Consider the following 24963-nt stretch of genomic DNA (forward strand, 5'->3'; position numbering starts at 1 on the left):
ACTAGCAAGTCTCGGCCGATGTCATAGGGGCTTGAGCACAGGGGTGACTATCAAGCTTAGGTTGGATCACTTCAAGTTGGTATCGCTGCCCAGGCACAATGTTAGTGATGCGATTAGTGTTTATGCGTTGTCCATCTAGGGTAATTTGGCCTTCTTTTACTTGAGCTTGTTTTATGGTGACATCAAATTGTGCCCCCGCAAAATGGCGGGTTAGTTGAATATATTGCCACTGTTTAGGTAGATGGGGAGCGACCACTAAGTCGCCTTTATGGCCGCTTAAGCCGATGATCTCCTCGATAAGGCAGCGATAAACCCAAGCGACGGTGCCAGTATTAAACAGTTGACTGGAGCGGCCAGCATGACTAGGAATTTGATGATAGGCACCGCGATAGTAATTAGGGATAAAGTTGGGTAATTGATCACGCACCTCAGCATCAGCCAAGTTAGGCAACATGAGTGAAAGCTGATCGAACGCCGCTTGATATTCGCCGATTTTGCAAAGGCCATAGGCATAAAATGCGCTGGCGTGATTGTACACAGCCCCATTCTCTGCCGTGCCGGGGTATTTTTGCGTGACACGGCCAATATCTTCATGCATGTGGGTGAAACTGGGTGCAAGCATCATGGCACCGTAAGGCGTATGTAATTTGTGTTTAATGGCGCTTAATAGCTTTGTTTGTTTATCCGTGTCTGCGGTATTTGCCAGCAGTGCCCAACTTTGTGGGTTGAGAAATATCTCACCTTGAGCGTCGCTTGCGCTACCAAATGCGCGACCATCATCGGTAAAGCCGCGATTGTACCAGTGGCCATCCCAGCAATGTTGATTGACAGCATGGTTAAGTTGACGAGCCTGTTCACGATGTTGCTTTGCTTGCACATCAAGGCCGATATCATCACAAATACTGGCCCATTGCTGCAGGGCATAGGCGCTGGCTAGGGTTAACCAAGTCGACACGCCTTTACCTTTATGTCCGACCATGTTCATCGGATCGCACCAATCGCCTTGTTCGATATAGCTAAGTCCGCGGTGATCTCGTTTAGATATTAGATAGTCTAGCGCCAGCTCAATATGGTCGAACACACTGATGGTTTGTTCGTCATCGCTAAAAGGCACGGTTTGCCGCAGCAGGGCGTAATCTGCTGTTTCATTGAAATAGGCTCGCAAGCAAATAGGCAACCATACGTTATGGTCAGTATGGGGAACTTGGTTGATATATTTTAAGCAAGCATCTTTGTGCAACAAAATACCGTCTGGCATGGCGCCATTGCGATGTTGCTGTGACAGTGCAGTAACAAATGCCTGCCGACTGATGTTCGCATCGACATAACACATCCCCAGCGCATCTTGTAAGTAGTTGCGGGTTTGAGGGTCTGTACTGAGGCGATTGACATCGCCATGGTAAAAGACTTGCCTAGGCAACCACTGGTTAATGATTTGATTAAATTGGCTATCTGCGGTTTTTATTGCTAACGAACCTTGTCCTCGAGCGAGGTAGTGTTGATAGTCAGCAAGATGTTGGTCAAACCCATTGTTGAGGTATCTGTTTTTTAGCTGCTCAATCTCTTGCTCATCTTTGGCTGGGGCAAATACAAATTGGTATTGTTTGCTGGCCTTTGGCTCTAATTGCAGTCGGTATTGTAATACGGCAATAGGCGGCTCATAGCAACTTGGCGAATTGGCAAGACAGCTTTGTTGTAGTGCATCGGGGTTGTTTAGGCCGCCTAAACCCTCAAAACCGTTCGCGTGGGTTGTCCAGCTGCAAGGTGGCTGCGCGGCAATCAGTGCGGTTTTATCCTTGAATTGATTTTGCTGATAATACTGAGCCACTTTTTGATAAGGTGTGACACTGTGTGCAACAACCGCATTAAGTGATTGATTAAAGTCTGCGCCTTGGTTCATCCATGACATATACCCAATACTAAAATAGGGATAAAGGCTGAGGCGCTTGGGACTATCAGAGATATTTTTTAAGCTTACCTGCCAGAGCTCCGCAGCGTCATTTGTGGCCAGTGTTAGGCATATTTCAATCACCACTTCAAGCACTTCAATAGTCCAAATGAGTTGATGGGAATACACCTTGAATTCGAACTTATCAGGTTGTTTACGCATCGGCTCAAATGGCAGCGAGTAGGTCTGCTTTGTGTCTTCATCTTTTAGGTAAAAGAAGCGTCCTGGGTGATGGGCATAGTAATGATGCTCCGGTTGCATGAAGGTGGTGGCCGATAAAGCGGGTCCATGGGCGTATTTGGCCGGCTCAGGTTGCATGAATTGTCCGGTAGCAAAACCACGACAATTAACATGCAGCATCATTTGGTTATTCCAAAGGAAGTGGCTGGCGTTTGGCAGACGTGTTGGACTGTGTAACGCGATGTGATCCTGTTTGACGACATAGGGCAGGGCGTTAGACATAGTTAAGCCTTGTTTTGCTGCACAAATAGATCCTGTTGGATCGAATCCATTTTGCTGTTGTTAAGTGGATACAAACGAATAATGAATACCGATATCAGTGCAAACAATGCTGGCAGTAACGTCATTAACCACACAATGCCTTGCTGTGAGTCAGCAGACTGTTCGGTGTTGGCAACATAGCCCATGGTAGCGAGCATCCAGCCAATCATGCCGCCAGCTAATGCACCACCCAGTTTTTGAGAAAACGAAGCGGCTGAGAAAATCATCGCCGTAGCACGACGTCCGGTGCGCCATTGGCTGTAGTCAGCACTATCAGCATACATAGAAAACACTAAGGGCGATTTAGGGCCTAGACACAATCCGATACCGATTTGTAAAGCAAACATCCAGGCGATTTGATCTGCGGGTACCCAATAAAATAACGTCGATAATACTGTGACAATAATCATTAGCCACATCAGTAAACGCTTTTTATCTATGTAGCGTGTGAGCAACGGCGTGATAGCGGCGCCAACGGCGAGTGATAGCATGTAGACCATAGAAAATGCGCCGATTAGGTCGCTACGCTCAACATAGTATTTGAAGTAAAAGGTGCCGCTACTGCCGCGAAGAGAGATAGTGAGCATAATGATCAATGCCAGGCTAAACAATACTAACCAAGGCTTGTTTTGGCTTAAATCAATTAAATCTTGTTTGACCGGGCTTGACTGTTTTGCCGGTGGCGAGATGCGCTCTTTGGTTGTGAAAAAACTGATGGCAAAAAGACAGCTGGCAAGCACACCATAAAACATCATAGTGAGCTGCCAGCCTAACGCTTCATCCCTGCCGCCAAAAAGATCAACCAACTCTGGAGTTAAATATGCTACTAAAGTGCCGCCAGAGAAGGCACCTATAAATCGAAAGCTAGTGAGCGTGGTGCGTTGCTGGCTATTGCCAGTGATCACACCCATTAATGCCCCATAGGGTACGTTGATAAAGGTATAAGCTAACATCATGAAAATGTAGGTAGCATAGGCCCAAATCAGTTTGCCAGGTTCAGACACATCGGGCACCGTGAAAGTGAGTACCCCAGCTGCGGTGATGGGCAAAATCCCCCATAACAGGTAAGGACGAAACTTGCCCCAGCGAGTTTGGGTGCGGTCAGCTAAAGCTCCCATAAAGGGGTCGGATACCGCATCGATAATGCGGGTCACTAACATCATGGTGCCAACGGCTGCTGGAGCAAGACCAAATACATCGGTATAGAAAATAAACAGGAACAGGTCGAACACTCGCCAATAGAAATTGGACGCCATATCGCCAAGCGCATACCCGGCTTTCTCTTTCAATGAGAGTGGCTGCAGCGAATGTGGGTTTTCCATGTCCTTTGCCCCATAGTAAAATCTGTTAACGTAAAAATGTAACCGCTTACATTTTTTACGTTAACACGTTATTAACAGCTTGGGTAGCCCCTTTTTTAATCAGCTAAATTGACAGTGCTGTAGCGTGCTGCAACCCTCTGATAGCAGAGGGTTAGTCACTTTGCCGTGGTGTTTATGTATTGCTAAGGTTTGACGCTAACGTATTGTTTGGGGCTGGTCGTTACAGGAAAATTCATCGACCTTTATTGAGTTAGCAAATTTAAGCGTATAAAGGCAAACATCCCGCCATGGGAGGCGGGATGTTTACTTGGGCGAATGAGCGTTTGTTTTACGCTGTTTTTGCCGTTAAGTTGTCGGTTTCAGCTTCATGGGCTTCGGTATGGTCAACGATGGTCACGACCGCACTGTCACCCACAACATTGGTACTGGTACAGAACATATCAATGATTCGGTCTAGCGCAGCAACCAGAGCTATCGCTTCAACGGGTAAGCCCATTTGATGGATCAATACGCCAATCATGACAATACCACCACCGGGGACGCCACCGGCTCCGATTGATAGCAGGAACACGCTAAAAGCAAGTACTGGAATTTGTTCCATGGTGATAGGTGTGCCAAATGCATTGCCGACAAAGAAAGCGGCAACGGTAATATAAATGGCTGCACCGCTCATGTTCATGGTTGCGCCCATTGGCACTCCAAACCCTGCAACAGAGCGTTTTACACCGAGCTTTTCTGTCAGTGTGCGCATGGTGACTGGGATGGTGGCGTTAGAACTTGCTGTTGATAGTGAAAACAGGAATTGCTCACGGGTTTTACGGCGAAATTCTGCGGCACTGATATTGGTGGTCATGCTAACGACAAATGGATATACAATCAGCGCCCAGAAAGCCAATAGCCCAACAATGACAGCGATATAGCTAAGTACACTGATAAATGCAGAAGGGTCGAAGGTGGCGCCGAGCTTGACCATCAAAGCAAACACACCAATAGGTGCAATCTGCATGACAACAGTGATCATTTTCAACATGATTTTATTGCCGTATTGGAAAAATGCCACTGCAGGTTTTACTTCATCTCCTAAGGCTTTGATAATGCCGCCGGTGAGTAAGGCCATAAAGATGATTTGGAGCATATTGCCTTCGGTAAAGGCTCTAACTGGGTTGCTTGGGATGATATTGACTATCATGTCGATGAAGTTTGGTAGCGCCGTAGAAGTTAAGCTAGCCTCTTGATCGCCAGTAAGCTGCATGCCAGCACCTGGCGCAATCCACAATGCAAGGCCAATTGAAACGACGATGGCAACGATGGTGTTAATTAAGTAAAGTGCAAAGGTTTTGCTTCCAAGACGGCCAAATGATTTTAGGTCTTGTAATTCAACAATGCCGGTGACGATGGAGAAAAACACCAGCGGAACAACGAGCATCATAATCAACTGCACGAACATGCTGCCTGCACCTGAGGCGATGTCAACTAATGTGCCATTGGCAAATTCGCTGGCGGAAAAGCCATATTGGATTAGTGTGCCAAGTAATAACCCAGCGAATAGGCCGATGAAAATCCGACCTGAGAGCGTTTTGAACATAACCGTTACCTTCATATTTATTGTGATACTCGCCTTCCTTAGTGTTTTCTGTGTCCGTTTGTAGGACAAAAAATACTCCGCTATCGAAAATAATTCAGCAAGCATAAATATTGCATTTAACTGAAATTTAACTATTTAACGACTATTCGGCATCACCCATTTCTGCATGGGTTAACAATAAGTTATCGCCCTATTAGCATTTGATAGTGTGATTTTTCAAGCGGTGGTTTAAGGTAACGATCGCCATGAGCAAATTGTGAATTAAGTCGCAGCAGGATAGGCAAGAATATGCGCAATGGTGAATTGTGCTGTAAGTTACTCGTAAACTGAGGTTTTTATTCGGTCGCAGTGACATCGAAAACCGTAATTTAAATGCGCGATGGTGTTTGTCATTGTATAAGCATTTTGTAAACTAACTGGATGTTTAGATAGGAATTGATTACATGGAACCAGAAATAGTTGAGATTCAGGATTTTGTATCATTTACCTTAGCGATTATTGCGCTGTTCGTGGGTAAAAACATCATTGGCCGCTATGAGTTATTACGTAAATACAGTATTCCAGAGCCAGTAGTGGGTGGCTTTGCCTGCGCGGCTATTGTTGGGGTGCTGTATTATGGCTTTAATTTGCAAGTTGAGTTCGACTTAGAAGTGAGAGATATCCTGTTATTGTACTTTTTCGCCGGTATTGGCTTGAAAGCAGATATCGCCACCTTGCTGAAAGGCGGTAAGCCTTTATTGATCTTATTGTTGCTGTCCAGCGGGTTTATCTTCATTCAAAACGTCATGGGTGTCAGTGTGGCGAGTTTGTTCGGCTTAGACCCTAAAGCGGGGTTAATGTCGGGTTCTATTTCGCTTATCGGTGGGGTGGGGACAGCAATGGCCTGGACACCTACTTTCGTTGAAGAGCTTGGGATCAGTAATGCCGCTGAGTTGGGGATTGCATCTAACACCCTTGGCTTGATCTCTGCGTGTGTGATTGGTGGTCCTATCGCAGCTTACTTGATGAAGCGTCATCAATTAACCGCAAGTCATGACAGTGACCTAGATATCGGTTCAAGCCATGGTGCGAGTCAAAGCCTATCGGTCGACTATTTCGGGGTATTGCGGGCTTGGTTATGGCTCAATGTCACTTTGATAATGGGTTACTTTATCGACCTTGGCTTATCAGAAGCTGGATTGAAATTGCCCTTGTTTGTGGCCTGTTTACTGGCGGGTATTATCATTGGTAACTTTGGCCGTTTTGTTTTGGCGCGCCGCGGCAATCAGCACAGTACATACTTAGAAGAAGCGGGTAGAGGCCTGACGCTTATTCAAGATATTTGTTTAGGTATGTTTTTGACCATGGCATTGATGGGGCTGAAGATTTGGGAGCTAGAAGGTAGCCTGCTGTATATCTCTGTTGTGATGGGCTTACAGGTATTGTTATCGATACTGTTTACGGTATTTATCGTATTTCGTGCTATGGGTAAGGACTATGAAGCTGCGGTGATTTGTTCAGGCTTTGGCGGGGTGACTTTAGGCTCGACCGCAACGGCCATTGTCAATATGACTGCGGTGTCTCAGCAGTATGGTGCCGCCCACCGCGCGTTCATTATTGTGCCTTTGGTGTGTGGTTTCTTTATCGATATTGTCAATGCCATGATAATTAATTTTTTTGTTAATTTTTAACGACTAGCAAATCGGTTTACACCAGCTCTTCAACAATTTTTTGTAGCAGAAAGGTCTCTCGAGTAATCGACAGGCCTTTTTTAGGGCTGCTGGCTATGATATCTAAATTGTGCTCAATCGCTTGATGGATATTTATCCATACGGGCTGCATACCATTGCTAATTTCATGTGATTCTAGCTGTGTCTGCCCAAGCTGCTCGTTAATGGTGCAGACATAACAAAATGATTCCATATCAACACAGTCATAATCAGCTTTATGCCAAGGCCTGAGTTCTTTGTAACGGCCAAACTCCGCGACGATTTTGATGTTGCTGGCACCAGTTTCTTCAGCAAGCTCACGCACTAGCCCAGATTGAATATCTTCATTAATATCAACGCCACCACCAGGTAGGCTATAGTCGTCATAGCGCCGAGTGTACATTAACAGAATATCGTCGCCTTTTAACACAATTGCCCGAGCGGCGGCTCGGTAAAACTGCTTGCCAAATGGCGCAGTAAGGTCCGGATGAATATGAGTTTGAAGTAAGCGCATGTGATGTAAGCTAGGGCCAAAAGGGGGTCACTATACCTTGCTGATGCTGAATGACAAGTCAGCGTAAACTAAAGTGACCAAATAGTAACGATCTTGGCAAAACTGCCATAGTGCAAGGCGCTAGTCTAATGTGACATCACCATAGGCACTGAGTATGGTTTGTAAACGCTGCTGTTCTATAACATCTGCTGCTTTGTTGGCACCAATGAGCTGGCGTTGGTAATGGCTAATAAGCTTGCAATGATAACGTTTAGCAATATCTTGCAGGTTCGCTGGCAAGTGAGATGACTGCCAAATTTTACGGCCTACTTTTGAAACCCTGTAGCCTTGGTTTTGGCGATTAGGCTGCGTAGTGATGTGCATGATTTCGTAAAAGCGTTTGTTTTCTTCTATGAGTAATTCGTTATCACAGTAATAAACCTGCTCAGATAAAAACGCTCTTACAAGGTAGGCATGGTTTACTGGGCACAATATCAATGAAATTGCTGCGTTCAATTGATTGAGTACTGGTTGCAAATCGAGCAACAGATCACGCATTAACTCACCACCAATCCCGGCGATGACGATGATAACTGGCCGCTTAGTTGGATAATTTGCCAGTGGTAATTGGGCAACATCAATGCAGTGAACAGTCCATGGTGGTGATTGTTTATCTTCAACAGCAAAGAATTGATTGAGCTTAACCGTTAGGGCATCGGTGATATCGGCTACCACGTCAACAAAATGAACCTTGTGGCCGCGACTGAGCAGTGCCGCGCCTAAATATCCGTGATCGCAGCAGCAATCCCACACTTGTGCTGGTTGTGGACCGATAAGGTTGGCAATGGCTTTGAGCCTGCGACTGAGTTTCATGATAACCGATGATTAAATACTATTTTAGCGCCAACATCTGTTGGTTGTTGACGATATTGACGGGTTTGCTAAGCAGTATTTGGCTGTGTTGCAACATGGCCTTAGCGACAGTCTCTGCTGCGATGGGTTGATACTGCTGTAGTTTGCCGACCATCAGCCACTGCAAGTAAGGCATGAGCGCTTGGCCGAAGTCTTCTAATGTTCGCTGCTGGGGACGCTTACCGAGTAGTAAGCTAGGCTGAAATAATACCAGCTTACTTTGCTGCTTTTGGCAGTGCAGGATGAGTGCTTGTTCTACCTCGCCTTTAATGCGGTTATAAAACACCTTGCTATGGCGGTTGGCACCTAATGCGGTGATCACTAAGTTCGTTTGCGCTTTACATACGGCGACAAAATCCAATACTGCAGTTTTATCAACAGCGATAAATTGTGTTTGGCTACCAGCTTGTTTAATGGTGGTGCCTAAGCAGCAGTAGCTGTGGTGAATAGCAAAAGGGGGCGTAAGCGCACAGATGTCGGTTAATTCGCTCTGGCTGAAGGTGATAAGCGAGTGCTCAATTGCTGGGCGGCGCCTACCGACAACCCAGATATTCTCATAGAGGCCGCTTGAGATCATGGTCTCAAGTAGTATTTGACCTACTAGGCCTGTGGCCCCAACAATGGCAGCATTCATAGTGAGCCTGCTTTTAAATTAATTCCATCTCTAAATGAATATCGGTACATTTTTTCTTGCAAAACACGCCGTAAACGCCGGTTTGAGCTTTTTCCGTTGGCACCAATAATTGTAACGGCTGCTGGCAAGTTTGGCATAGTACGGTATTGCCTTTAAAGAGGCGTTTGATGAGGTTTTTCTGTTCATTAAACGATTTGGCTGTGGTGCTGTTAATGGCAGAGAAATCTAATTTTTGCGTTTTATTGCTGGCGCTGTTTTCCATGCTGCTCTCGATTTTATGTTGATGTTTCTTCGTCAGTATATCTAGGGCTGCGGGCAGACAAAAGTCAAACGCCGATTAAATGCAGTTAATTTGCACAGCTAGCTCGGTTTTCTGAATTCAGTTTTTCTGATACCGCCGCAAAGGGGCTGCTATATTTGAAGCAACTACAGCCGATTAGGGATTGATTTTGTTTCGAATATTAGGATGGCTAGCCGCGGTGGTGTTAAGTGTCATGGCGATGTTCAGTGCTATGGTCGAGGCTCAGCCGCTAGAAGTTGTCGCTGTTGATTATCCCTATTTCACTGAAAAAAATAGCTCGCCTAAACATGGTGTGGCGTTTGATTTATTACGACAAGCCATTGCCGGCAGTGATTTTGAAATCCAGCCATTGTTTTTGCCGCCTGCACGCGCCCATCAAACCATTAAGAGCAGTGACTGGTGTGCCAGTTTTTATCCTGCTGCTGAGCAAACTGCGACCAAAGTCCTGATGAGCTTATCTGATGAGGCTGTGCTATTGGGCTTATATCGCCGGCGGCAAGGAAGTACATTTGCTTGGCAACAACTTTCCGAACTTAAAGGTAAGCGGGTCGCTTATTTACGGGCATTGTCTCGAGATGGTGTCGGTAAGCTGTTAGCTGATGCTGGCCTAGAAATGTTTAATGTTGAAACCATCAATCAAGGCATGATGCTATTAGTTAAAGGCCGAGTGGACTTTGCTTTTGGGGATAAATATTCCGGCGAACTTTTTTTTGGTGAAAACGGTATTGATGCTAACGAGTATCAGTTTTCTACCAGTTACCTGCGTGAGTTGACCGTCGGGGTGTGGTTGAATTTAGATTGTCTCGCCGCGCAAGAGCTACATGAAATATTGCACCAGCGTGGTTATAAAGTGGTGCCGGATTAACCTAGTTATTTAGTCTGTAAAGGTTGCTATACAAATCAATCAAATGGTTGATAAATAAGGCAGCATTGCCTTCTTTTTAATATCTCTCTTGTTTATATGAAATTTGAAAGGTTATAAATATCAAAGATCTATAGCATCTTCGCTTAACATCATTGTGCGCTGACTCAATCTTTACATTTGTGTTTATTTTGTTTTTGGTTTGTTAAATAAATGTATGTTTGCTAGGTTTGAAGATGGAGCGCAAATTAAGTTGAATAAATTGATTAGGTGATGACTTGTAGTTTTTTGTGCTTTTACGTTGATTTATGTAGCTCTAATTACACAAAAAATATAATGGAGATGCTTTATGAGATTAACCAAAGTCGCTGGTGCATTGTTAGCTGTTGGATTGTGCTGCTCTGCCCAGGTTCAAGCCGACGATAGCCGCTATATTATTCAGGTCGAGAATAATGGCAAAGGTGTTGTGAAAGCGCTAGCCAAGCAGCTAGGTGCAGAAGTTCATATTGAAGGTGACGGCTTTATTGCCGCCACCTTTGCAGGTAAAGATTTAACGCAAGTGAAAGGGTTGTTGAACAATCCACATGTGAAGCTTGTTGAAGTGGATCAACGTCGACAATTAATGTCGTTTGCTGACGATATTGGCGATCCCATGTCGCAACAGTTAACGCCCTATGCAGTATATCAATCTCAGGCTGATCAATTAACTTATAATGCTGCCGCTGGAATGAAGGTGTGCGTTATTGATTCAGGTCTAGATGCCAGTAACCCAGACTTTGTTTGGAATAATATAACTGGTGACAATGATTCAGGTACAGGAAACTGGAATGAGCATGGTGGCCCTCACGGTACCCATGTTGCTGGTACTGTAGGTGCGGCCGACAATAACCTCGGTGTAGTCGGTATGGCGCCTGGCGTTGATATGCATATTATTAAAGTATTTAATGCTGAGGGCTGGGGTTATTCTTCCGATCTCGCCCATGCGGCCAATCTTTGTAGTAACGCCGGTGCAAATATTATTAGTATGAGTTTAGGTGGTGGTGGATCTAACTCAACTGAATCGAATGCATTTCAAGCTTTTAGTGATGCGGGCGGTCTAGTGTTGGCCGCAGCAGGTAACGATGGTAATAGCGTACGCTCTTATCCTGCCGGTTACCCATCAGTGATGATGATTGGTGCTAACGATGCCAATAACGACATTGCTAATTTTTCTCAATTCCCTAGCTGTGTTTCAGGCCGTGGTAAACGTGCTAGTGAAGATGAAACTATTTGTGTTGAGGTGACCGCGGGTGGGGTAGATACCTTATCAACTTATCCTGCAGGGATGGCAACATCATCGAGTATGTCAGCGGACGCTGTTGACTATGCTAGCAGCGCCATGGAAAATACCGGCTCTGCAAGCAGTACAACCTTTTATATGGGGACTGCGGAGTCTACCGATTCTGGCGCTAACGGTAACATTTGTGTGATTGATCGTGGTGCTATCTCATTTCATGACAAAGTGGCTAATTGTGAAAGCTCAGGTGGGGTCGGTGCCATTATTATCAATAATGAACCCGGCATGCTGTATGGCACCTTAGGTGATACTAATTCAACTTCAATTCCTGCTGTTGGTGCGGCGTTAGAAGACCGCACTGCGTTAATCGCAGCAAGCTCAGCCTCAGTAAGTATTGGTAGCTCCGATTATGGCTATATGAGTGGTACTTCGATGGCTACGCCTGCAGTTTCTGGTGTAGCGGCTTTGGTTTGGTCAAATCATAGTGAATGTACTGGTGAGGAAATTCGTCATGCGCTAAAAGCCAGTGCATTGGATGCGGGCGCTGCAGGCAAGGATGTCTATTTCGGTTACGGCATAGTGCAGGCTAAAGCCGCTGACCAATACTTGACGGCCAATGGTTGTGCTGGTGGCGATAACGGCGGTGGTGACAATGGTGGCGGTGATGGCTTCACCTTAACTGCCGATGGTTATAAGAGTCGCGGAGTGAAGAAAGTAGACTTAAGCTTTAGTGGTGCAGCGGGTGCAAATGTGGATATATACCGTGATGGTAGTTTCATTGCAACAGCATCGGCAAGTGCCACTTATACAGATACCATTAGTACAAAAGGTGGTGGCTCATACGTGTACAAAGCGTGTGATGAAGGTACGCAAACTTGTACATCAGAGCAGACTGTGACGTTTTAAATAGATTTGCTCATTGATAGAAAAAGCCGCAATTAGCGGCTTTTTTGTTGCTTTGAAAGCAGTGATGTCTGTTATTATGCCCTCATCAGTCAAACAAACTATGTTGGTCATCGTGGGAAATGATTCTCTAGCTTCAGCCAGTGACGAAATTAAGTTGGCGGTGGATTTAATTTATCTTTTTGAAAATAATGAAATCAAAGTAGAGACAGCACTGGCTGCGTTGAAAATTGTCGAGGCAGACTTACTGCGTAAACTGGATGAGTCCAGTGAGTAATAGCAATCAGCATAAAGATGTGATCGCTCCGCGAGCGTTTAGCGCTTTTGAGACAAGGTCATTAAATGCTCCTCGGTAACGGCTCCTGCGTTACTCTACCTCCTATATCCCGATAGTCGTGCATTAATGACATTCACCACATCTGACCTCCAGGGATGGAGGAAATGTCTTATGACTGTCTGGAACAGTCAAGACCATGTGGCTTGCAACGAATGAAGGGCATAGTGACTCTAGGTTCAAGTTCGTTTACACAGGAGCAGAAGCGCTAAAACTCGCCCTTTGGGCGCTTTTTTGGCAGCCTATTTCTTCGTTGAATAACTTTCCAATAGCACCACTATGACTTAAGTTATTCGTCTCGAACTCGTTTGCCAAAAATAGCGCTGAGTCGATCACTTTCTTATGCCGATTGGTATAAAACCAGCAATAAAAAAGCCGCTAAATTAGCGGCTTTTTATTGGTTTTCTCATAGCAGCCTTTCTCATTGCTACATCAAGTTACTTTGGGCGACACTGGATATTAAACAGTTGCTGACTTTGTTGGGTTTTCTCATGGGATAAATAGCAACGTCCGCTATCAATAAGTAAGTTCACCTGTTGTGGCATTTCATAGTTGCGTCCCATGATCAATTGGCCATTGACCTTATGGGCCTGCCGCTCAATGGTGATACTTGAATCAGCGCTAAATGCAGTATCACTCAGGGTGACTTGTTTGAGCGCTAAAAGTTGCGCGACGGCTTGTTTGATCTCTTTGGTGCCTTGCAAAGAGTTGTCAATGCGCAGCGCCGGCAAGGCTGCATCTGTCATCGGTACGCTGGTTGCACCGCAACCCGCAGCGGCAGTGAGCAAACACAACAATGCGGTGGGCTTGAGTTTGATGAAAGTATTTGCCTGATTCATGGATTAATTCCCCATATTGGTCACAATACGGTTAGATTTCCAGAAATTTTGCTGACGATGGTCTGTTAGGGTCATTGATGTGTCAATAGACTGTACCGTCGCACCTAGCTGACGGGCACTGGCAGCAATACTCACTGGACACTGGTTATTGTCACGGTAGTATAAAGCCGCACTGAGCATGGCTTCTTCGGTATCACCAAAATCATGAGTTAAATCATCAGCGATATCACACCCAGGCAATTCACTTGCTAAAGTTGGGTTATTAACGGCAGAAAACCCGTCAGAATATTCGCCAAAACCTTTGTTGTTTTCACCTTGGAACTGAATGGTGAAGTATGTCGTGCCGCAATTGGGGGTAGGGTAAAAGCCATAGGGCTTACCACAGGTGGTATTACCAATTTGAATCACTTCAATATCGATGCCACGTAAGCCGTTCATGATGGCTTCACTGGCTGAGCAAGTACCAGCGCTAGTCAGCACAAATACCCGAGGTAAGTCCAAGGTAGGGAGGCTAAGGCCCGCAGATAATAAGCTACTATTAAAGCCGATGCTTTCAGTGATAAATGGCATGCTGGTGAGTGGTTCACCAGTTACTGGGTTGGTATTCGGGTATTTATCGTTAAAACTGGTACGTTCAAAAATACGGTCAATGGTGGCCTGTTCACCAGCAATCATAAAACTAAGCTGACTGGCCATGGCTAATAAACCGCCACCGTTGTAGCGTAAATCAAGCACCAAATCATCAATGCCTGCTTGGCTTAAGGTTGTGAATGCATCGTAAAGCCCACGCTCAGCAGTGGCGATGTGGGAATTAAATAGCAGGTATCCAACTTTACCTGACGGCGTATCGAGTACTTGGGTTTGCTGCACTGGCGTTGATATCACTGTTTGTGCGGTCAATGTTACTGTACGCTGGGCACTGGCATTTAAGTCAAGGACTGTAAATTCTGTTTGCTGACCGCTTTGTGATGGGAATAAACCATTATTGAGCACATCAATTTCACTATTGCTGCTTGCTGAGGCGATGTTGACACCATTGATGGCGGTGATAATGGCGCCGCGCTCGATATTTGCACTGCTAGCTGGCGTATTGGGCTCAGAGAATGCAATGGTGACTTTACGATCTTGATTGGCACTAGCTTGCTGGATAATAAATTCGAAACCATAACCCACAGACGTACCTGATTGGCTTTGTTGTTCCCATTCCGTGGTGGACATTGAAAAATGGAAGTTGTCTTTATCGGCGCCTGAAGCTGTTTTTTCAGTGGTTTTCAAAACGTCAAAGTATTCTGCGACTGTAAAAGGTGCGGGGTCTTGATCCAAAATTTCGGAATACCATAAATAGGTGTCGTCGCTCCAAGAGCGCAGCCACAGCTTCTCGGTCAGAGCTGAACCTGATTGATCACTGCTGCATTGATTGGCTAAGGTTGGATAAGGGGTAAACTCCCCAGCGACCCACTGTGTTGTTGAACCGTTACCAGAACCTGAGCCATTTCCGCCTGTGCCAATTGAGCCGGTGTTGCCGGAGTTTGTTTCTGCTGAGGTACTACCGCCGCCGCTACAACCGCTAATGGCTAAGCTACTTAAGGCGATAAAAGTACAAAGATATTTGTTTGGGAGTGACATCATAAATAATCCTTTATTTTACCCGGTTAAATCTATTAACTAGATTGTTTCTCGTTATAGCATAAATATTTACATTTGTACCTTGGTGTATCACCACTTTGAGACAAGATAAAGTTTACAAATTGCTAATCTGAGTCGTTGCTAGTTGTCGTTTAACGGGTATTTGCAGTACATTGGATCTAATCACATATAGAGGTAAGTATAGACAATTATGTTGCTGGACTTTTTAGCAGTGATCTGCTTTTTTAGCTGTTGGATAGGTTATACCCGCTTTGCACGCAAAAAAGCCAAGACCACGAACTGTATCGCCCGTTGTTTGCATCAGCATCGAATTCATTGGATGAATGAGTTATTGACTCGAGAAGTACGAGTGGGCGAAGCGGCGCTATTAGCTAACCTTGAACGTAATATTACTTTTTTTGCTTCAACCACCATGCTGGTACTTGCTGGTGTGCTTACCTTGTTCGCTCAAATCGAAAGACTAGAGTTTGTGATAGCATCAATTCCCTACAGTGCGGCACCTACCGATGCGGTGATCCAAATAAAACTTGGATTGTTGACCTTTATTTTTGTGTACGCCTTTTTCCTATTTACTTGGTCTATGCGCCAGTATGGCTTCTTAAATGTGATGGTTGGAGCAGCGCCAATCGACCAAGATGGTAGCAATGATGCCTTACAGCGTTATGCTAAACAGATGGCGGTGGTGCAAGATCAAGCGGCACATTCATACAATAATGGTTTACGAGCCTACTATTTTGCAATGGCAGTACTGTGTTGGTTCTTTCATCCCATACTGTTTATGTTCGCCTCATTGTTGGTGGTTTACACTTTGTATAAGCGCGAGTTTGAATCTCGCGCGGTAAGAGCAATTACGGAAGGGATGACGATTCTTGACGAGCGTAAAGCTCGTTTGGATGATTGATGGAATATGATGTCTATTTCGATTCAGAGATATGATTATTAGCCGATTGTATTAGTATTTGTTTCAATACGATTCAAAGTATTACCAATATGAGTATATATTAGCCATTCAATATATTTGCTTTCATTTCGGTAGAAATAGTGTTTTGTTTTTTATTATTTATGGATTATTGTTGCCGCGGCTAGGAGAGCGAAAATAACAAGACCATGGTTTTGGTCGCAATGGAATGAAATAAAACCCATCGGTTTACCATTATTATGCTTTGTCGTGTTCTCCTAGTTAAACAACTATTAAAAGGGAATATGATGAAAACACTAACCAATATTGCGCTGTTTGCAGCGCTTGTTACACCGCAAGTATTTGCCGCACAAGATAACCCATTTCAGCACCAAGCTGGAGTGAGCTATGGTGCTAACTCTGAAGAAGTGAGTGATGGCGTTTGGAATGCAAACTATCGCTATTATACCTCGCCAGTTGACCAAGCTAGCAGCCCTTATGCGCTAAACGGCTTTCTTGCTCAAACCACCAATTTTGGTGCTCAGTACAGTGATTTTGATGCCGTTGATGCTAAAGGCTATGGGGTTGATGGCACCTACGTTTTTGACTCAAAGTGGTTTATCGGTGCGAACTACCAGAAATCTGAAGTGGGTAGTTTCGATGTGGATACCTATGGTGCTCAACTTGGCTTTTACTTTAATGACACTTCAGCAGTCGCTGCTTTTTATAACGACGGAGAAGATGGTGTAGAAGAGAGTTATGGTTTGCAAGTGCGCAGCTATTTGCCATTGGCTTCTACTTCAGGTGTGGATTTACAAGCTAATTGGACGCATTTCGATAGCGATGATGTGTTCAACGTTGGCGCAGATTGGTACGTCACTGATGCTTGGTCCGTAGGGGCGGGATATAGTTATAGTGATGATGACGATTCGTTTGATGTTCGTACGGCTTATTGGCTGCGTATTTCAGACAATTTTTCAGCCAATTTTGCTGTAGCTAAAGTGCTTGATTCTGACTATGACGGTGTTGGTATGAGTATTGGTGTTATTGGTCGTTTTTAAATGATGCTGGTATAGGTTGTTAAAGCCAGCACTCAAGGTGCTGGCTTTATTGTATTACTCTTGGGTTTTAGCATATTGTAGCGCTTGAGCCACATCACTAATGATATCGTCGATATGCTCTATTCCCACCGAAATACGCACTAAGTCCTCACTCACTCCCGCTTTAGCAAGCTCATCGCTATCTAATTGTCTGTGTGTCGTCGACGCTGGATGGCAAGCAAGTGATTTCGCATCACCAATGTTCACTAAGCGCAAAATCATTTTTAAGCCGTCAATGAATCTCCCTCCTGCGGCTTTCGCTCCTTCGTTAGACTCTGATTTGATGCCAAAACTGATGATGCCTGATGCTTTACCTGCGGTGATTTTCTGGCAGTTATCGTTAAAAGGACTGTTTGGTAAGGCTGCATAATTGACCCAGCTAACATCGTCATGTGCTTGCAGGTATTTGGCCAAGGCTTCGGCGTTGCTGCAATGCCTTTCCATTCTTAGTGCTAAGGTTTCGAGCCCCTGTAGCAGCAAAAATGCACTTTGCGGGGCTAAGGCAGCACCGGTATTACGCAGCGGCACAACTCGGCATCTGCCGATAAACGCAGCAGGTCCAAATGCATCCGTATATACCACACCATGATAGGACGGATCGGGTTCATTTAGCAGCGCAAAGCGTTGGGGATCGGCTGACCAGTTAAACTGACCTGAATCAATAATCACGCCACCGATTGTGGTGCCATGGCCTCCGATATACTTAGTTAGCGAGTGAATAACGATGTCTGCGCCAAACTCAAACGGTTTACAAAGTACTGGTGTCGCTACAGTATTATCGACAATAAGCGGCACGCCATGTTGGTGAGCGAGCTCAGCAAGCTTTGCGATATCGACGACATTGCCTGCTGGGTTGCCAATTGACTCACAGAACACCGCTTTGGTTTTTTCATCAATTAATGCTGCAAGTCCTGCAAAATCATCATAGGCCGCCATTCTGACTTCAACGCCCTGCCGTGGAAGAGTATGGGCGAAAAGATTATAAGTCCCGCCATAGAGTTGGCTAGTACTGACGATGTTATCACCGACTTGTGTGAGTGCCTGAATTGCGTAGGTGATAGCCGCCATGCCTGAAGATACCGCTAATGCGCCGATGCCTCCTTCAATCGCGGCTAAACGCTGCTCAAGTACATCGGTAGTGGGGTTCATTATTCGGGTATAAATATTACCGGGTACTTTTAAATCAAATAGATCCGCGCCATGTTGGGTATTATCAAAAGTGTAAGATGTAGTCTGATAAATCGGGACGGCAGCCGCTTTAGTGGTTGCTTCAGATTGGTAGCCATGATGCAGTGCGAGTGATTCAAGTTTCATATGTCGTCCCTAAAGTGGTCAAATGAAACTTGAACATAACAACTAGACGTCTAGAAGTCTAATTAATTTATTTTAAAGCTAAGCACTTCTAAACCAACCTGTGATGGTTAGCCGAGGTTGCGGGGTAAATGGTGCAACATAAGTGACAGCGTGAATGTGTTTTACATCGAATAGGGTCATTGCGTTATAAGCAGGTGTCCATGCATCTCTAGGCGTACCATTTTGCTGATAAAATTGCAGTAAACCACCGCAGTCTGGATGCCAGTTTGGTGTAAAACCCAATACGTAGGCGAACAGACGCTTTTCATCTGGCACCATATCGCGATGGCGAGTAAGAAAGCTTCCACCTACATAGCGTGTCGCTTGCGCCGTTGCGAATTTAATATTGGGTTCGCCGGTCAAGGTGCGGATTTTGTTCAGTAACTCTTCGCTATTTAAATAGTCTAAGGTTTTCTTTAGTAAGTCCGGGCTTGTACTATCGACCTTATGGCGACCGTACAGAAAACCAACGCCCTTAGCAGCTTGCTGATAGACTTGTGACATAAAAGTTTGCCTTTGTTGTGGCGTCATCGCTTTTAGGTCCGCGTCCGACATCTCAGTACCTCGACCATTTGTGGTATAGGCATGGTTAAAGTGTGTCGATAACAGGCTTTGATAAAGGCTATCGGCAAGGCTTTTAGAAAAGAAGTTGTGAATACAGACTCGTTGGTCATGTTGATATTGAAGTTGTTGAGATTGCCAGTCAATTTCTGATGAATGGACTACCTGCATAATTGTTCCTTTAATTGGCGTAGATAAGTCACGAACCATAAAGCATGGTTAAGATTTCCCATGCTTTATGACATCACTTTTACTCGAATACTGGCACGTCGTAGTTGTAGCCTTCATCAGAATAGGCTGTCACGATAGCATCGGCTACTAGGCCATCTTCTGCGACCACTTGGCTATTGAAAAAATGCTGGATCTGTTGGCGACGGCCATGGGCTGCCCAGCTTTCACCATCAGTCCAAATTTCATTGAACACAATCGGGTATTCATTACGGGTTGCGCTTGGGTGGTCTATTTGACGGGTTAGAATGTATTGTAGACAGCCTTGCTCGCGCAGTGAGTCCGGCTCTAAGGCTTTTAATACTTCAAACAACTCAGCTTCTTTTCCAGGTTTTGGCTTAAATTGGGCTAGTACAAACACTCGAGATGACATAATTTACTCAACTTTTTCAACAAAAAAATCAGTGTATACCAATCGCTTGCTGGCGACTAGTTGAACCTAAAACCCGAATCTAATTTGAATGTAATTTTGCTTGTAACTTAGTTAATTTACTGCTGATATATTGCGTTTAAAGGGTGACCAATAAGGAGATGGATGTGCAGAAACCTTATCTTAGCATTGTACTCGCAGCGGCATTATCTATGGTGGATGTCAGTCACGCTGCACAGAGTCGGGATTTGATAAAAAGTACTAAAAGTTGGGATGGTCAACCTTTACCAGCTCAACATATCTTGCAACCAGAAGTGACGATTAAAGAGATTATTATTGCGCCAGGCGAGCGGTTACCTTTGCATATCCACCCAGTGATCAATGCAGGAATCTTGGCCAGCGGTGTACTGACGGTTCATAGTGGTGACAAGGTTAAGCAGATGGTTGCAGGTGATCCATTGATTGAGTTGGTGAACACTGAGCATTATGGCCAAAATAATGGCGATGAACCTGCAAAAATCATCGTGTTTTACATTGCCGAAAAAGGCGCTGATCTGACGGTGTTATCCAAGCATCGTTAGTTTCTTCACCTTATAACCTTTGAGTTAACAATAGCCGTAAACAATAACCTAGGATATTGAGTTATGGGTATTATACTAATCGGCATAAAGATGTGATTGCTCAAGCGAGAGTGTAGCACTTCTGAGACAAGGCAACGAATGAAGGGCATAGTTACTCTACGTTCAAGTTCGTTTACACAGTATCAGAAGCGCTAAACCTCGCCCTTTGGGAGCTTTTTTGGCTGCCTACTTCTTCGTTGAATAACTTCCCAATAGCACCACTATTACTTAAGTTATTCGTCTCGAACTAGTTTGCCTAAAATAGCTCTGAGTAGATCACTTTCTTATGCCGATTGGTATTACCGTGCGGCGTAAGTATTTGCTTAAAGGCGGGCGTCATCTTCTGGTTATATATTTCACTTAATCTGTGTTCTATCAGGTGATGATGCTTTTGGAGATAAAGGAATAAAGCAGGAAAAATCTCCGCTTAGGTTATAGTTATAAAACTACAATGTTAAATGGCGACTCGGCTTTGATGTGAACTGTTCAGCAAAAAATTGCCTTTTTTTGTTATAAAATTACATTTTGCTGTGAGAATGTGACATTTATTGCGGTAATTTAGCCGATTAGCAAGTAACATTACTTATCCAAAACGATTAACGGTTTTTGTTTGTTATGGCAGATAATTCAATTCAACTAAAAATCATCAAGAAAGGACTCGATGTTCCGATCGCTGGTGAACCTGTACAACAAATTAGCCCGTCGCCTCAGCCCTCACAAGTGGCCTTGTTAGGTGAAGAATATGTCGGATTGAAACCTACTATGATGGTTGAAGTCGGCGATAAAGTGGCTAAAGGTCAAGTGTTGTTCGAAGATAAAAAGTCACCTGGCGTGTGCTACACCGCACCTGCAAGTGGCACCATTAGTGCGATTAATCGCGGCGAGCGGCGTGTGCTTCAATCGGTGGTAATTGATTGTGATAATGCTGACAATCAAATTCGTTTTGATACGCCAGAGACCTTAGCTCAGTTAGATAGAGATACCGCACAGGCGTTATTAGTTAAAAGCGGGCTTTGGACTGCTTTAAGAACAAGGCCTTTCTCTCGTGTTCCGCAACTTGATGCCGAAGCGGCGGCTATTTTTGTCACCGCTATGGACACGAATCCGCTAGCGGCCAACCCGCGTATAATTATTGCTGAGCAGCAACAAGCCTTCAGTGATGGTCTAGCAGTGTTAACAAGCTTAACGCCGGGGCCTGTCTACCTTTGTACTGACGAAGGCGAGGCCTTACCCGGGCATGAACACCCAGGTGTAGAGGTGCGTTATTTCGGTGGTGTACATCCTGCAGGGTTAGTTGGGACTCACATTCACTTTACGTTATCGGCCAGTATTGAACGCCCTGTTTGGCATATCGGTTATCAAGACGTTATTGCATTTGGCAAACTTTTCACCACAGGTGAGCTTTATACTGACCGCGTGGTTGCGCTCGCAGGCCCCAGTGTACTTAAGCCACGCTTAGTGCGTACCCAACTTGGGGCGCAGTTAAGCCAGTTGGTTGCAGGTGAAGTCAAAGAGGGTCATCACCGAGTGGTGTCGGGGTCGGTGCTTTCTGGGCACACTGCGTTATCTACCCATGATTATCTTGGCCGGTTTCATCAGCAGGTCTGCGTGCTGGAAGAGGACGCACAACACCGTTTATTGCCATGGATCCACGGTGGTACCAATATTTTTTCGATTACCCGTGCAGTGGTATCACGATTTACTCGCAAAAAACGCTTATTCGATATGACCACTCATACAGGTGGCTCGGCTCGAGCAATGATGGCTTTTGGTCAGCTTGATCGCGTGATGCCGCTAGACATTTTACCGACCTTGTTGGTGAGGGATCTGGTGGTCAAAGACACCGATGAAGCGCAAGCATTAGGTGCCTTAGAGCTTGATGAAGAAGATTTAGCATTATGTACTTTTGTGTGCCCTGGAAAATATGATTTTGGAAAAGAACTTCGGGCTTGCCTCGACATTATTGAGAGGGAAGGCTAATGACTGATAAGCAAAAGAAGCATGATGCTCAAGAAGATTATTATGCACCAGGGCATGCCATAAAAGGCTATCTACGCTCGCTGGTAATTGCGAATGGTAGAGCAACCCAAGGTAAGGTTCATGTTCGCGATGCGATTGATGTTAAGCGAACCATGACCATAGTGGGTTTGTGTTTATTGCCGGCCATTTTATTTGGTGTTTATAACATTGGTTTGCAAGCACAATTGGCTGTAATTGCGGGCTCAAGTGTAACCGAGCTTTGGCAATTGGTTCCTTTTACTTGGCTGTTTGGTGGGCTAACCGAACAAAGTGGCGCGATTGCTAAGTTTGCATTTGGCCTCAGTTTGTATGTACCGATTTACTTCACGGCGCTGGTGGTCAGCCTGTTTTGGGAAATCGTATTTGCAAAAGTACGTCGCCAAGAGCTGCATGAAGGCTTTTTTGTCACTGCATTGCTATTTACCCTCATCATTCCGGTTTCTACACCATTGTGGATTGTGGCGATAGGTATCACTTTTGGTGTGATTGTTGCCAAAGAGATGTTTGGTGGTATGGGCTATAACTTCCTCAACCCAGCATTGGCGGGATATGCGTTTATCTTTTTTGCCTACCCAACTAAGGTCATGGAAACTAGCCAGTTTGTTGCTGTTGACGGTTTTAGTGGAGCAACTGCGTTAGGCCAAGCGGCAGCAGGCAAGTTAGTCTTTACTGACTATAGCTGGTACCAAGCCTTTAGCGATCCAAATTGGCTCAATGCATTTTTTGGTTTCACCGTCGGCACCATTGGTGAAACCAGTACTCTTGCACTATTGATAGGCGGCAGTTTTCTTATCGTAACCCGGTTAGCGGACTGGCGTATTGTCGCCGGTGTGATGGTGGGCATGATAGTCACCGCTGGGCTATTTAACTTCATTGGCTCAGAGAAAAATGCACTGTTTGCAATGCCTTGGACTTGGCATCTAGTGACTGGTGGTTTTGCCATTGCCATGATGTTTATGGCCACCGACCCGGTTACTACCTCCTATACCCGTCAAGGTAAAATCGCTTACGGACTCCTTATTGGTTTCATGACTGTACTCATTCGTGTCATGAACTTGAAAATGCCAGAAGGGATTATGTTAGCCATTTTATTTGCCAATTTATGGTCACCCATTCTTGATTACTTGGTGGCACGCGCCAACATGAAGCGGAGATTGAAACGCAATGGCCTTTAAAAAAGATACGGTCATGGGGACCATGATTTTCACCGTGACTTTGTGCTTATTATGTTCCTTTATGATCACTGGCACCGCAGAGTTATTGAAAGAGCGTAAGCTTGCGAAAAAGCGCGATGAAATTAAGCGATATGTGCTGATGGCATCGAATGTCGAGGTGGCTGATGGGCAAGATTTTCGCACTATTTTTGATCAACGAGTGACGCCTAAACTGATCAACTTGAATACCGGTGAAGCGGAGCAAATGGCAGTTACCGAGATCATGAACTTTGATGAAAAGATGGCGGCAATTAACCCTCAAACATCAGTTAAACCGAAAAAGGACACTGCGAGAATTAAAACCCGTGCTCAAGATGTACGCGTGTTTGAAGTTAAGGATGCACAAGGCAAGGTTGCCAGCATGGTATTGCCGGTTTATGGCAAAGGCTTGTGGTCGATGATTTACGGTTTTGTTGCGGTCGAGAAAGACTTAAATACCATAGAGAACGTGGTGTTCTACGAACATGGTGAAACACCGGGTATTGGTGATTTCTTAAATGATAAAGCCTGGACTGATACTTTTCAGGGTAAGCAACTGTTTGATGATAAAGGCAAGGTGGCTTTCTCTGTGGTGAAAGGTGGCGCTAAAGAAGGTGACGTACATGGTGTCGATGCCGTTAGTGGTGCAACTATGACTGGTCGCGGGGTTCAACGTGCGATTCAATTCTGGTTTGGCGCCGAAGGTTTCCAAGTCTTCTTCGACAAACTTAATGCATCGGAGGCGGGACAATGAGCAAGAATATGGCGTCAACTAAAGAGATTTTAGCTACTCCAATATTTGCCAATAACCCTGTTGCAATGCAGGTTCTAGGGGTTTGTTCAGCGCTAGCTGTGAGTAACTCAATGCAAACAGCATTGGTAATGACATTGGCGGTAACTTTTGTATTGGTATTTTCCAATCTGATTATTTCGACCATAAGGCATTTAATCCCCAATAGTGTGCGGATTATTGCGCAGATGACGGTCATTGCGTCATTGGTGATCATCGTTGATATGGTGCTACAGGATATCGCCTATGAGCTTTCAAGACAGCTGTCTGTCTTTGTTAGTTTGATTATCACTAACTGTATCATCATGGGGCGCGCCGAAGCATTTGCGATGAAGAATCAGCCGCATATTGCCGTGGTTGATGCGCTAGGAAACGCAATGGGTTACGGGGTGATTTTGTTAGGCGTTGCCTTTGTGCGTGAATTGCTAGGCAGCGGTACGCTGTTTGGTCATGAGATTTTGCAGACCATAGAGAATGGCGGATGGTACTTGGCTAATGAAATGTTCAAGTTGCCGCCGAGTGCGTTTTTCCTGATTGGCGTCATGATTTGGGCCATCAATGTCATTCAGCGTAAGCGAGGGTAATG

General features: G+C 45.0%; 23 protein-coding genes. 11 read left to right on the forward strand and 12 right to left on the reverse strand.

The annotated features are described in order from the left end of the window. Position 1: 1 nt before the first annotated feature. From ACHUFW_RS03025 to ACHUFW_RS03035, 3 genes are all read right to left on the reverse strand, one after another. The gene (locus ACHUFW_RS03025) at positions 2-2410 is read right to left on the reverse strand and encodes a GH36-type glycosyl hydrolase domain-containing protein (protein WP_394200527.1); all 2409 of its coding nucleotides are present in this window, start codon (positions 2408-2410) and stop codon (positions 2-4) included. Positions 2411-2412: 2 nt separating this feature from the next. Continuing rightward, positions 2413-3771, reverse strand: coding sequence for an MFS transporter (locus tag ACHUFW_RS03030; protein WP_394200528.1), 1359 nt, complete (start codon positions 3769-3771; stop codon positions 2413-2415). Positions 3772-4099: 328 nt separating this feature from the next. Further along, positions 4100-5356: a dicarboxylate/amino acid:cation symporter gene (locus ACHUFW_RS03035; protein ID WP_394200529.1), complete on the reverse strand. Its 1257-nt coding sequence runs from the start codon at positions 5354-5356 to the stop codon at positions 4100-4102. Positions 5357-5799: 443 nt separating this feature from the next. Here ACHUFW_RS03035 and gltS point away from each other — a divergent pair, with 443 nt between their 5' ends. Next, a complete protein-coding gene (gltS, locus tag ACHUFW_RS03040) occupies positions 5800-7026 on the forward strand; it encodes a sodium/glutamate symporter (RefSeq protein WP_394200530.1) in 1227 nt (408 codons plus the stop codon). Positions 7027-7042: 16 nt separating this feature from the next. On the opposite strand, the gene ACHUFW_RS03045 is transcribed toward gltS, so the two are convergent. The 4 genes from ACHUFW_RS03045 to ACHUFW_RS03060 form a co-directional block, all read right to left on the reverse strand. After that, on the reverse strand, positions 7043-7558 hold the full coding sequence (locus ACHUFW_RS03045; protein WP_394200531.1) for an NUDIX hydrolase: 516 nt from the start codon (positions 7556-7558) through the stop codon (positions 7043-7045). A gap of 120 nt (positions 7559-7678) precedes the next feature. Next, positions 7679-8410, reverse strand: coding sequence for a tRNA (adenine(22)-N(1))-methyltransferase (locus ACHUFW_RS03050; RefSeq protein ID WP_394200532.1), 732 nt, complete (start codon positions 8408-8410; stop codon positions 7679-7681). 19 nt (positions 8411-8429) lie between these two features. Further along, positions 8430-9083, reverse strand: a complete 654-nt coding sequence (locus ACHUFW_RS03055) for a Rossmann-fold NAD(P)-binding domain-containing protein (RefSeq protein ID WP_394200533.1) — start codon at positions 9081-9083, stop codon at positions 8430-8432. A 13-nt stretch (positions 9084-9096) separates the two neighbouring features. Then, a complete protein-coding gene (locus ACHUFW_RS03060) occupies positions 9097-9345 on the reverse strand; it encodes a hypothetical protein (RefSeq protein WP_394200534.1) in 249 nt (82 codons plus the stop codon). Positions 9346-9532: 187 nt separating this feature from the next. Here ACHUFW_RS03060 and ACHUFW_RS03065 point away from each other — a divergent pair, with 187 nt between their 5' ends. From ACHUFW_RS03065 to ACHUFW_RS03075, 3 genes are all read left to right on the forward strand, one after another. Continuing rightward, the gene (locus ACHUFW_RS03065) at positions 9533-10249 is read left to right on the forward strand and encodes an ABC transporter substrate-binding protein (protein ID WP_394200535.1); all 717 of its coding nucleotides are present in this window, start codon (positions 9533-9535) and stop codon (positions 10247-10249) included. A gap of 346 nt (positions 10250-10595) precedes the next feature. After that, positions 10596-12428, forward strand: coding sequence for a S8 family serine peptidase (locus tag ACHUFW_RS03070; RefSeq protein ID WP_394200536.1), 1833 nt, complete (start codon positions 10596-10598; stop codon positions 12426-12428). 13 nt (positions 12429-12441) lie between these two features. Further along, entirely contained in the window at positions 12442-12702 is a 261-nt protein-coding gene (locus ACHUFW_RS03075) for a DUF2496 domain-containing protein (protein ID WP_394200537.1), read from the forward strand. Between the two features lie 494 nt (positions 12703-13196). On the opposite strand, the gene ACHUFW_RS03080 is transcribed toward ACHUFW_RS03075, so the two are convergent. Beyond that, a complete protein-coding gene (locus tag ACHUFW_RS03080) occupies positions 13197-13598 on the reverse strand; it encodes a hypothetical protein (RefSeq protein ID WP_394200538.1) in 402 nt (133 codons plus the stop codon). 3 nt (positions 13599-13601) lie between these two features. Further along, a complete protein-coding gene (locus tag ACHUFW_RS03085) occupies positions 13602-15227 on the reverse strand; it encodes a S41 family peptidase (protein WP_394200539.1) in 1626 nt (541 codons plus the stop codon). 208 nt (positions 15228-15435) lie between these two features. On the opposite strand from ACHUFW_RS03085, the gene ACHUFW_RS03090 reads away from it, so the two are divergent. Next, positions 15436-16146: a DUF599 domain-containing protein gene (locus ACHUFW_RS03090; protein ID WP_394200540.1), complete on the forward strand. Its 711-nt coding sequence runs from the start codon at positions 15436-15438 to the stop codon at positions 16144-16146. Positions 16147-16451: 305 nt separating this feature from the next. Next, on the forward strand, positions 16452-17204 hold the full coding sequence (locus tag ACHUFW_RS03095; protein WP_394200541.1) for a putative porin: 753 nt from the start codon (positions 16452-16454) through the stop codon (positions 17202-17204). Positions 17205-17258: 54 nt separating this feature from the next. On the opposite strand, the gene ACHUFW_RS03100 is transcribed toward ACHUFW_RS03095, so the two are convergent. The 3 genes from ACHUFW_RS03100 to ACHUFW_RS03110 all read right to left on the reverse strand — a co-directional run bounded on the left by ACHUFW_RS03100 (position 17259) and on the right by ACHUFW_RS03110 (position 19758). Further along, a complete protein-coding gene (locus ACHUFW_RS03100) occupies positions 17259-18557 on the reverse strand; it encodes an O-acetylhomoserine aminocarboxypropyltransferase/cysteine synthase family protein (RefSeq protein WP_394200542.1) in 1299 nt (432 codons plus the stop codon). Between the two features lie 78 nt (positions 18558-18635). Next, positions 18636-19328: a 2OG-Fe(II) oxygenase gene (locus tag ACHUFW_RS03105; RefSeq protein ID WP_394200543.1), complete on the reverse strand. Its 693-nt coding sequence runs from the start codon at positions 19326-19328 to the stop codon at positions 18636-18638. Positions 19329-19407: 79 nt separating this feature from the next. Further along, entirely contained in the window at positions 19408-19758 is a 351-nt protein-coding gene (locus tag ACHUFW_RS03110; RefSeq protein ID WP_394200544.1) for a putative quinol monooxygenase, read from the reverse strand. Between the two features lie 164 nt (positions 19759-19922). Here ACHUFW_RS03110 and ACHUFW_RS03115 point away from each other — a divergent pair, with 164 nt between their 5' ends. The 5 genes from ACHUFW_RS03115 (at position 19923) to ACHUFW_RS03135 (ending at position 24961) form a co-directional block, all read left to right on the forward strand. Next, positions 19923-20336 (forward strand): cupin domain-containing protein, encoded by a 414-nt coding sequence (locus ACHUFW_RS03115; RefSeq protein ID WP_394200545.1) that lies wholly within the window; start codon positions 19923-19925, stop codon positions 20334-20336. Between the two features lie 654 nt (positions 20337-20990). Continuing rightward, entirely contained in the window at positions 20991-22355 is a 1365-nt protein-coding gene (locus ACHUFW_RS03120; RefSeq protein ID WP_394200546.1) for a Na(+)-translocating NADH-quinone reductase subunit A, read from the forward strand. After that, the gene (locus ACHUFW_RS03125; RefSeq protein ID WP_394200547.1) at positions 22355-23569 is read left to right on the forward strand and encodes an NADH:ubiquinone reductase (Na(+)-transporting) subunit B; all 1215 of its coding nucleotides are present in this window, start codon (positions 22355-22357) and stop codon (positions 23567-23569) included. Before ACHUFW_RS03120 ends, ACHUFW_RS03125 begins: the two co-directional genes overlap by 1 nt. Further along, positions 23559-24341, forward strand: a complete 783-nt coding sequence (locus tag ACHUFW_RS03130) for a Na(+)-translocating NADH-quinone reductase subunit C (RefSeq protein ID WP_394200548.1) — start codon at positions 23559-23561, stop codon at positions 24339-24341. Before ACHUFW_RS03125 ends, ACHUFW_RS03130 begins: the two co-directional genes overlap by 11 nt. Then, positions 24338-24961, forward strand: a complete 624-nt coding sequence (locus ACHUFW_RS03135) for an NADH:ubiquinone reductase (Na(+)-transporting) subunit D (RefSeq protein WP_394200549.1) — start codon at positions 24338-24340, stop codon at positions 24959-24961. The genes ACHUFW_RS03130 and ACHUFW_RS03135 overlap by 4 nt, the downstream gene beginning before the upstream one ends. Positions 24962-24963 lie beyond the last annotated feature (2 nt).

The sequence above is a fragment of the Shewanella waksmanii genome (assembly GCF_043643685.1).
GTDB lineage: Bacteria > Pseudomonadota > Gammaproteobacteria > Enterobacterales > Shewanellaceae > Shewanella > Shewanella waksmanii_A.